Annotated in this window: 8 protein-coding genes and 1 pseudogene; 2 read left to right on the top strand and 7 right to left on the bottom strand. The window is 47.6% G+C overall.

Annotation, left to right across the window (positions count from 1 at the left end):
- From AQR02_RS09450 to AQR02_RS09420, 6 genes and pseudogenes are all read right to left on the bottom strand, one after another.
- Positions 1–1,581: glycoside hydrolase family 3 N-terminal domain-containing protein (locus tag AQR02_RS09450; RefSeq protein WP_245237258.1), on the bottom strand; the 1,581-nt coding region annotated here is incomplete at its 3' end.
- 224 nt (positions 1,582–1,805) lie between these two features.
- Entirely contained in the window at positions 1,806–2,804 is a 999-nt protein-coding gene (locus AQR02_RS09445; protein ID WP_054940346.1) for a LacI family DNA-binding transcriptional regulator, read from the bottom strand.
- Between the two features lie 42 nt (positions 2,805–2,846).
- Positions 2,847–3,659, bottom strand: a complete 813-nt coding sequence (locus tag AQR02_RS09440) for a carbohydrate ABC transporter permease (protein WP_425339969.1) — start codon at positions 3,657–3,659, stop codon at positions 2,847–2,849.
- A 53-nt stretch (positions 3,660–3,712) separates the two neighbouring features.
- Positions 3,713–4,567 (bottom strand): carbohydrate ABC transporter permease, encoded by an 855-nt coding sequence (locus AQR02_RS09435; RefSeq protein ID WP_425340001.1) that lies wholly within the window; start codon positions 4,565–4,567, stop codon positions 3,713–3,715.
- A gap of 158 nt (positions 4,568–4,725) precedes the next feature.
- A pseudogene (locus AQR02_RS09430) lies at positions 4,726–5,967 on the bottom strand (sugar ABC transporter substrate-binding protein).
- Positions 5,968–7,064: 1,097 nt separating this feature from the next.
- Positions 7,065–7,394, bottom strand: a complete 330-nt coding sequence (locus tag AQR02_RS09420; RefSeq protein WP_054940343.1) for an antibiotic biosynthesis monooxygenase — start codon at positions 7,392–7,394, stop codon at positions 7,065–7,067.
- A gap of 228 nt (positions 7,395–7,622) precedes the next feature.
- Here AQR02_RS09420 and AQR02_RS09415 point away from each other — a divergent pair, with 228 nt between their 5' ends.
- Positions 7,623–8,174 carry a GNAT family N-acetyltransferase gene (locus AQR02_RS09415; RefSeq protein ID WP_054940342.1) on the top strand — a complete coding sequence of 184 codons (552 nt, stop codon included), beginning with the start codon at positions 7,623–7,625 and terminating at the stop codon, positions 8,172–8,174.
- A gap of 9 nt (positions 8,175–8,183) precedes the next feature.
- Positions 8,184–9,074 (top strand): PhzF family phenazine biosynthesis isomerase, encoded by an 891-nt coding sequence (locus tag AQR02_RS09410; protein ID WP_054940341.1) that lies wholly within the window; start codon positions 8,184–8,186, stop codon positions 9,072–9,074.
- A gap of 119 nt (positions 9,075–9,193) precedes the next feature.
- On the opposite strand, the gene AQR02_RS09405 is transcribed toward AQR02_RS09410, so the two are convergent.
- On the bottom strand, positions 9,194–9,860 hold a 667-nt coding region (locus tag AQR02_RS09405), incomplete at its 5' end, for a DNA binding protein (RefSeq protein ID WP_209444136.1).

Genomic DNA, 9,860 nt, shown 5'->3' with positions numbered 1-9,860 from the left:
GAACCAGGCTTCCAGTACAGCCCCGGCCTGATCATACACCCCATGAAGGTCCAGCGGCCGTCCGTTAAACAACACGATGGCGACAGGCTTACCGAGCCTTTTCATAAGCCTGATCAGTTCCAGCTGCGCATCCGGAAGCCTGATATTGGTGCGGCTCCCGCCTTCCCCACTCATATGGGACGATTCGCCGACGGCCAGTACAATTACATCTGCTCCTGCTGCGGCTGTTAGAGCTTCCTCCTTCTGAGTATCCGTAATGGAATCAACTCCTGAGCCTGCGGCAACCGTTAGTTGGTCTGGATTGTCTATTACAGCCCGCATCGCATCACTTAACTTCACTGCTGTTTCTTTGGAGCCGGTCCAGGACCACCAGCCCAGAATATCTCCGCTGTCTGCAAACGGCCCGATCAGCGCCACCCGCTGCGCTGCACGAAGCGGCAGTACACCTTCGTTCTTGAGCAGCACGCATGATTTCTCGGCAAGCTTCCGCGCAGCCTGACGGTGCTCAGCGGAATAGACAATTTCCTTCTCCCGTACCGGATCTGCACCGCGCATCGGATTGTCAAACAGTCCAAGCTTCTCTTTAAGCCGCAGAATGCGCAGCACAGCTTCGTCAATCCAAGCTTCATCGACAAGTCCTTCATCAACCAGCTCAGGAAGATGATGCAGATAGCTGGTGGTCATCATATCGATGTCGACGCCTGCCCGTATCGCCTTGAATGCCGCTTCTTTATCATCTTCAGCTGCACCATGGGCAACCATTTCCTTAATGGAGGCCCAATCAGAAATGATAACCCCTTCAAAGCCCCATTCCCCGCGCAGTAAATCACGGAGTAATTTGCGGTTTCCTGTAGCCGGAACACCATCTACAATATTGAACGAGGTCATAACCATTTCGGCGCCGGCATCAAGGGCCTTCTTATAGGCGGGTAAATAATACTCACGCAGCTGGCGCTCAGATAAATCGACCGTATTATAGTCCCGCCCGCCTTCTGCAGCACCATAGGCCGCAAAGTGCTTGACGCAGGCCGCCACACGGCTGGTGTCACCTGCCAGGTCATCACCCTGAAAGCCTTGCACGAACGCCTTGGCAAAGACGCCATTCAAATAAGGATCTTCGCCGGTAGATTCCATCACCCGTCCCCAGCGCGGATCACGGATCAGATCGACCATCGGTGCAAACGTCACATGCAGGCCGGATACAGCCGCTTCACATGCTGCGATCTCCGCACTTTGCTTAGCCAGTTCCGGATTCCATGAACTGCCAATGGCCAGCGGGATGGGAAAAATCGTCTTGAAACCGTGGACAATGTCTGCCATGAACAGCAGCGGAATACCCAGCCGGTTATTCGCCAGATGAGCTTTCTGTACAGCCATCATTTTGGCTGCTCCGGCTACCCCGAGTACAGAACCCGCATTACGTACCGTTTCGCTTTGAATGCCGAGCTCTTCCATGGGGCCGGTAATCTCCGAATGATCACCCGGCTCGTCATAAAAGGGAGCTGCCAGCTGCAGCAGCTGGGCTATTTTCTCTTCCAGGGTCATGTTCTTTACATATTTGTTATACAGATGCTCAGTCATAGTTGTAACTCCTCCACCGAGTCGAATAATATCGAATCGTTTCTTTCTCCATATCCCTTTATTTATAAGGTATTATTTATATAAATTATTTTTATTTCATAAACGTTTCACTTATTTTCGATAAACATCTGCTTATACGGGACAAGACCAGTACCGCTGCCCCGCTCTCCCAGAGCGGAGCATTCAGCTGGAGCCTCAAGACAACAACTATACAAGCCATTTCATCACCGATTAATTGTAGCTTTAACCGAATTTCGTTCAATCAGCTCAATCTTAAGCTTATAGAAATCATTGACCAGGTCACCGTTAAGCATCTGAAAGAGGAGATGTCCCGCCAAAGAACCGGACTCGTACATCGGCTGGCGGATGGTGGTCAGCGAAGGCTGAATGTATTCAGCCAGCTGAATATCGTCGAATCCGATAACCGAAAGTTCATCCGGCACCGAAACTTTAGCTTCCTCCAGTGCTTTCAATCCCCCGACCGCCATTTCATCATTGGCATAAAATACCGCTGAGGGCAGTTCGCCCTGCATCAGCATCATCTTGGTCGCTTTATAACCGCCTTCACGCACAAAGTTCCCGCTTAGCTTCCATTTTGTCTTCTCGCTCAATCCGGCTTCGCGCATCGCCCGGCAGAATCCCTGATAACGCAGTGCATTGTCATAGGAATCGACTGGTCCGCTGATGTAAGCGATGGAACTATGCCCTTTTTCGATCAGGTGCCGGGTTGCACTATAGCCCCCCTGTTCACCATCTACCACAACATTAATGAGACCTTCGCCGGTAATCAGACGGTCCATCGCCACGATTGGAAAACGCGGTCCCGCCGCCGCATGCAGAATTTCATCTGTAATGTTATGGGCCAGCACGATTGCCCCGTCCACGCGTTTTTCCAGCATGTATCTGACTGCGGTTGATTCTTTTCCACCCATTGAACTGCAGGCAATCAGATCATAAGAGTTGGACAAGGCCACATCTTGAATGCTGCGGATTAATTCCGAATAATATGGACCTGACAGGTCCCTTAGAATAAGTGCGATTGTATTGGTGCGGCTACGTTTCAAATCCATGGCAAAACCATTTTTTTGATAATTGAGCTGCCGTGCCGCTTCCAGCACTTTTTCTCTTGTTTTTGCGCTGACTTTACTGTCCCCGCTCATCGCATAGGAGGCCGTCGACAGTGCCACCCCTGCCAGCTTTGCCACATCCTTGATCGTTGCCATCCTGTTCAATCCTTCCTCAGCACTGCAATATGCTTCTATATACTATTTTATGCCAGAGATCGTATATCCTTCTATGATGTGCTTCTGGAAGAAGATAAATATAATTATGATCGGAACAACCATAAATGCAGCACCCGCCATTTGCAGACCAAAGGCTGTACCATATTGGCCTTTCAAAAGCGACAAGCCGACCGATAAGGTATACAGTTTCTCGTCATTGGCAATAATCAGCGGCCACAGGAAGCTGTTCCATGCCCCGATAAAGGTCAATATGCCCTGAACGGCAAATACCGGCTTCACAATCGGCACCATCAGCTGGAAAAAGATCCGCAGCTCGCCCGCTCCATCCAGTCTTGCCGCCTCCAGCAGATCCATCGGGATCGTGGTCATAAACTGGCGGAACAGGAAGATCGCAAACGCACCTACGAGCCCCGGAAGTACAATCCCCGCCATCGTATTCACCAGATGCATCTGATTGATAATCAGGTAGGTCGGAATCATGGTAACCTGACCCGGAATCATCATCGTCGCCAGGATCACATAAAAGAATTTGTTTTTACCGGGAAAATCAAATTTGGCAAAGGCATAGCCTGCCATCGCATTCAGAAACAGTCCGACAAATGAACACAGTACGATAATTAGCGTGTTCTTCAAATAGATCAGAAAGTCCATTTTCACAAACAAATCGCGGTAGTTGTTAAACGTAGGGTGATTCGGAAATAGTGACGGTGGAATTACCGTGAATTCATTCTCAGGCTTAAAGGATGAGCCAATCATCCAAATGAACGGCACCATCATCAGCAGTCCTCCGATAACAAGCAGCGCGATCATGATTCCTTTTTCTAGTCTTTTCATTCTGAGTGCCATGCCAGTTCCCTCCTTCTTAAGCCTTCAGCACTAGCAGAAGCTTAATATTCTACTTCTTTCTTTTTGACCGCGAATTGAATCAGTGTCACGATAATGATGATAATGAACAGCACGAAGGAACCCGAAGCTGCGTAGCCGAATTTGCTCAGCTGGAACCCGTTGTTGTAAATGAAGAGCGCCATAGACATGGTCGCATTCAGCGGGCCACCTTTGGTCATTACCAGCGGTTCTTCGAAGAATTGAATCCAGCCGATCAAAGTCGTAATGGTCACAAAGAAAGTAGCGAATCCAAGCAAAGGAACGGTAATATAGCGCAGCTTTTTCCAGCCGGTCGCACCGTCGATTTCAGCCGCTTCATAATAGGAGCGCGGAATCCCCTGCAGCGCAGCCAGGAAAATGATCATATTGAGTCCGATAGATTTCCAGAACGCCAGCAGAATCAGAGATAATTTAGCCAGAACGGGGTCCTGAAGCCACTGCTGTGCCGGTAAACCAAACCAGGAGAGTACATAGTTAAACAAGCCGTAAGATCCGTTATACAAATACCCCCACACCACTGCTACCGCCACAATATTGGTGATGGAAGGCATATAATAGATGACCCGGAAGCTTTTGAACAGCCAGCCGGAGCCGTAATTAAGCAGCAGAGCAACGCCCATCGAGGCTATTACAACAAGCGGAACTCCAATCACCACATAAATTAACGTATTGTACATCGATTTGAGGAATATCGGATCCTTGAAAATATCAATGTAGTTGCTGAATCCAACGCCGCGAATGTTTGAATAATCCGCAAGCCCCACCAGATCCATATCCGTAAAGCTGATTACCAGTGCAATAATAATCGGAATAATGGAGAACAGCGTCAGCAGAATAACTGCCGGAGCGATAAACATATAAGGATATTTATGCTTGTTCCATTGCTTCACAAATGAACTCACTTTCCTCACACCCTTTCACGTTCTTTCACTTTCTTCCTCCGGGAAGAGAAACAAGCCTACGGCCGGAACCTCAGATGGAGATCCCGGCAGTCCGCCTTAAGGAAAATCAGATATTATTTATTGCCAAGGAGCTCGTTGGCCTTATCATTCAATTTATCCAGTTCGGTTTGTGTATCGGCACCGCCAATTGTAATCTGTTCAAAAGCAGCCATTGCCGCCTGGGCAATTTCCTCGTATTCCTTCACCGTTGGAGCAGGACGTGAATTTTCCAGCTGCTTGCCGAAGGCGGCAATCATCGGATCACTAAGCGCTTCATTCGTCCAGGCAGCTTTCAGGGCAGGCATGGAGTTGGAAGTTTCATAGTATTTCAGCTGTGCTTCCTGTTCAGCCATGAAAGCTATGAACTTAGCGGCTTCGTCCGGGTTTTTGCTGTAATTGAAGATCGACAGATCCGCACCGCCGATGGATGAAGTATTGGTTACTTTGGCCGGAAGCGTAGTTACTGCCCACTTGCCGTCAATTTCTGGAGCCTTTTCTTTCACCGTCTGGATCATCCAAGGACCGCTGATGAACATCGCCATCGTGCCGTCTTTAAATGCTGCAACGGTATCAAGGTCAGTACCTTTTGGGGACAACCCTTCATCTTAGAAGCTCTTCAGGAAGTTAACCGTTTCAACATATGCCGGCTGATTGAACTGTGGCTGACGGTTCTCGTCGATGATTTCACTTCCGTTCTGCCAGGCAAAAATGACTGGGTAGATGGAATCTTTTCCTTCAATCGGCAGAGCATAATGTCCGGCTCCGCCTTTTTCGACCAGCTTCTTACTGGCATCCTTCAGCTCATCCCAGGTTTTCGGGCCTTCAGGGTAGCCTACACCGCTGAGCAGATCGGTCCGATAGAACATTGCACGGGTTTCAACATAAAACGGAACAGCGACCGTCTTACCTTCGTACTGGGTAGTTTGAACAGCCCCGTCGAAGAAGTTGTCCGCTTTCATACTTGGATACTGCTCGATATAGGGAGACATATCCTTGAGAGCCCCGGCAGCCGCAAATTCCGGAATCCAGGTTGTTCCCATCTGGACAACGTCAGGACCGTTCTTGGAAGCTACAGCCGTCAGCAGTTTATCATGGGCAGTATCCCAAGGAATCGCTTGAACATCTACTTTAATTCCAGGATTCTTAGCTTCATACATTTCGGCAATCGGCTTTACGGTATCCGATGTACCCATGAACCATACTTTCAAAGTCTTGCTGTCCCCGGAAGCGGAATTGTCTGAGTTGCCGCATCCTGCTGCAACCAAGGAGAAGCTGAGTAGCAGTGACGCAATCGTAAAACCAGTTTTCTTTTTCATTCTTTTTCACCCCTGTTTTAGTGTGAGCCAAACGTAAGATCACTATGATTAAAGCCCTTACATCGAAACGTTTCGTTTATTATCGAAAAAAAATTCGAGTCTATTCGTTGTTTTTCGCGTTCACATCTTCATCACAGATACTATTAACCAATTATCCAGGTGACAAATCGACATTTTAGTCGTTTTCAATCGTGAATAAGTGCTGCTACTGAACATAAAGCTGATTAACCGAATAATTAATTCGAATCGTTTCGATAAACTTATTATAAATCTATGTGTTAGCGATTTCAAGTAGCTGAGCTAAAAACTTTTCCCGTATCCCAGCCGGAGGATAAAGTGTAAATAATAGGATCGAATTTATACAGCACAGGAATGATCCTGATCCGCTTTGTTCTTCCCTCTACTGTAGGGTATATAATCCTTGTGTATATTTTTACATTTTTATCTATGTATTAAAATTGAACACGGAGGTCGTTTTTATGCGCATGCTCTTAAAATTCTGCAGCATCTGTTCTCTTACCGCCCTGATCAGCTGCTCAAGCTCCGGTCAATCCAAGCTTACTGCTCCATCTGCTTCTCCCGCACAGATACATGCCAATGCGGAGGTGATCCTGCCGACCGCTGCTCCTACAGCAACTGCAGCCCCCAAAACCAAACTAATTCATGATCTCTCCTATTCAGGCGAGGAAATAATATTGAGCATTGCCGGAAATGATTATCCCGCAATATGCAAGAATTCATGTATGAGGATGGTTCTGAGGTGGGATTGAACAAATCGGAGTTTATTTCCCTTACCGAGGTGGAAAGGCTCACAGATCCGGAGAATCCGCATGAATCACTCCGTTTTGGCGGTGATGTACTATTTATGGACGAGGACTTGACGCAATATGAGGAATACATTGGGTGTGCGAGTGACGGTAACAAGTGGCGAAGGACGGATGGCTTTGTATTCAAGCTTGACGGCGCTCCAGCAATGATGATCTACTTCTCATATTTCAGCAGAAACAAAGAAACCATTCTCCCAGTCTTTCTTGAGGTAGCGAGAAATATCAAATATTTGAGTCAACCTCTGGCGGCATCTTCTCTTGTAAACAAACCTATTTGCCGTAAACTTTACCCTCTTTCACCTTCTGCACTTCATACATATTTACGGTTGTACTGAGGACAAAAGCCGGTTTCTCCTGCCCTCTGCTGTTACGGTGGCCCTGGATATGCGCATCGCTTTTCTCCCAGTTCTTCCACGCGTCTTCTGATTCCCAGCGGATCAGCAGGAGCACCTCCTCAGAGTCTTTGCTTTTCTTATTTAGCATTACGCTGATATCAATGAGTCCCGGCATTTCCTCCAGCGCACCCGGTGCACTGAATTTCTCAATGACCTTATCACTGTTTCCTTTCTCCACAACAATAGATCTGGTCTGAATGAACATCGGTTATACCTCCAATGGGCCAATAAGCTGCAAGAGTCTTCCTCCGCCTAGGCAATTTTAGTAAAATTCAATCTATGTTTCATTCTAATTGATAATCGTTATCAATGCCAGCCCCCGTCCCGCTTCTCCAAGTATTTTTTATTTTAAAATAAACAATCACTTGCTCAGGTATTTAAGCGTTTATACACTTGGAACATATGGACAAATACTATAGAAAGCAGGAAAATCATGAACCTGACCGTTGAACTGGCTGAACAGCATGAAGCTCATATCATTAAAAATCTTTATCCGCTCTATCTCCATGACCTATCCGGCCATTATGGGTTTACTGAAGGAACCGTGATGAACCAGCATGGGATCTTTGAAGACGACCCGGAGATCCGTACTTTGGCACAGCAATATGATGCGCAAAACATATGGTGGGAGAAACCGGGAATCCTATTTCCTTTTTTGTTCAAAGCTGACTCTGTCCCGGCGGGATTCGCGCTTATAGCCACCCCGCCTCATTGTGCAAAAGGTGTGGATTTCTTCGTAAATGAATTTTTTGTACTTCAGCCGTTTAGAGGGACCGGTCTCGCAGCACAAGCCGCGCTACGGGTATTTGAACGTTTTGCAGGTGTGTGGGAGCTGTACACCAATCCGGCCGCAAAAAATATAACCGGACAGAGATTTTGGCGGAAGACTGTAGCGGGTTATACAAAGGGTGATTACCACGAAGCCGTTGAAGAAACTTTTGACGGAACAAAGCTCGTATTCAGATTCAACAACGGGATTAAATAGGAGGTTCTGATGAGCGGGGTAACAGTATATCATGTGGATGCTTTTAGTAAAGAGGCAGGTATGGGGAATCCGGCAGGGGTTGTTTTGAACGCAGGTGAACTCACAGAGAAACAAATACAGTCCATCGCCGAACAAGTGGGATTTAATGAAACCGCCTTTCTGCTGCCTTCCGGCCAGGCGGATATGAGAATCCGCTATTTCACACCTGGCCATGAAGCCAACCTCTGCGGTCACGCCACGATTGCCACCATCTATGCTATGAAAACTAAAGGACTTCTGGGTGAACAATCTGCAATAACAATTGAAACAAAAGCCGGCATTTTACCTATTCGCATCGAAGAGGGGCACTCCAATCAAATTTTGATTACCATGCAGCAGGCAGCACCGGAGTTCATGCCCTTCAACGGCTCACCTGCCGGCTTGGCCGCCAGTCTTGGTCTTAGGGCAGAGGATATTGATCCACGCTTTCCTATCCTGTATGGAAGCACGGGATTATGGACGCTTCTGCTCCCTATTCGCTCTCTTGCTGCCTTCAAACGAATGTCACCGGATAATAACCGCTTCCCTGAACTTTTAAAGGAGCTGCCGCATGCTTCCCTGCATCCTTTTTGCCTGGAAACCTATGCTGCTGAAGCGGACATGCATGGCCGGCACTTCTCTTCCCCCTACTCAGGCACCATTGAAGATCCGGTTACAGGGACCGCCTCCGGTGTAATGGGGGCATATTATAGCAAATACATCCGTCCGGATCAGGAACATCTGGAACTGCTCATAGAGCAAGGACAGGAGATTGGACGCAATGGCAGCGTTAGGGTAACCGTGAATACAAACCGTCAAGAGGTCGCAATAACGGGCACCGCTGTCTTTGCCGGGGAGCTGACTATTCAGTACAAGGAATAATATAGCTATGGCGATAAATGGAGGACATGTACCTTTTTCTGAATTCCATGAGATCTTACATACCCTCTTTTAGAGTCAGACTGATGCGAGCATCAATTTGACTCCAAAAGGCCTCCCGTCTATTTTGAAAGGTCAATACTCAGTTTCACTGCTTCATCACTTGTTTTTGTCGTAAGCTCCAGTAGGAGAGATTCCGGATTATCCAACAGATTACTGGCATACACTCTCTCAAATCCGTCCTCTGTTCCGTTCCCTGAAACCATAGGCATCTCCAGTGCGCCATCTTCAGTCTTGGACTTTATCACCGTTCTGAGGGAAGCCTCATTAATCTTCAGCCGTACTTCCCAGCTGTTCTCATCCGGGTTCTTTAGAGTAAACCGTGCAGATATCATTAACGGAGACAATTCCAGTCTACTAAGTAAGACTTCATGACCATCAAGGATGACGGTCTTATCCGGATAAAGAATTCGGGTCACAGTCTTTTTAAACTTAGGATCCAGGGTGAAGCTGATCTTGAGTCTTGACGAGTAATGCATATCCGCAAGGATGGTGCCAGTCTTGGGATCGTCCATCTTGCCGGGGTTTACGGAAGCAATCTGAAACTCAGCCTGTAATTCCTTGGGAAATGGTTTGCTCCGGTCCAGTACAATCACGGTCTTCCCGTAAAACTTATGATAATTGTCCTGGCCTAACACTTTATCATGAGCCCCCATCCCCCCGGCTGACGTCAGGTAACTTCGGGTCTGGGTATTCAAAATCCTGCTGCTACTGACGTTGTATACTTCC

This window comes from Paenibacillus ihuae (assembly GCF_001368795.1).
In the GTDB taxonomy this organism is placed as follows: domain Bacteria; phylum Bacillota; class Bacilli; order Paenibacillales; family Paenibacillaceae; genus Paenibacillus_AQ; species Paenibacillus_AQ ihuae.
This window is presented reverse-complemented; position numbering and strand designations above follow the sequence as displayed.

Bases quoted from the DNA above. Each gene is read 5' to 3' on its own strand.
- AQR02_RS09420 (WP_054940343.1), bottom strand. From the start codon at position 7,394: ATGTTCATTCAGACCAGATCTATTGTTGTGGAGAAAGGAAACAGTGAT.
- AQR02_RS09415 (WP_054940342.1), top strand. From the start codon at position 7,623: ATGAACCTGACCGTTGAACTGGCTGAACAGCATGAAGCTCATATCATT.
- AQR02_RS09435 (WP_425340001.1), bottom strand. From the start codon at position 4,567: ATGTTTATCGCTCCGGCAGTTATTCTGCTGACGCTGTTCTCCATTATT.
- AQR02_RS09445 (WP_054940346.1), bottom strand. From the start codon at position 2,804: ATGGCAACGATCAAGGATGTGGCAAAGCTGGCAGGGGTGGCACTGTCG.
- AQR02_RS09440 (WP_425339969.1), bottom strand. From the start codon at position 3,659: ATGAAAAGACTAGAAAAAGGAATCATGATCGCGCTGCTTGTTATCGGA.
- AQR02_RS09410 (WP_054940341.1), top strand. From the start codon at position 8,184: ATGAGCGGGGTAACAGTATATCATGTGGATGCTTTTAGTAAAGAGGCA.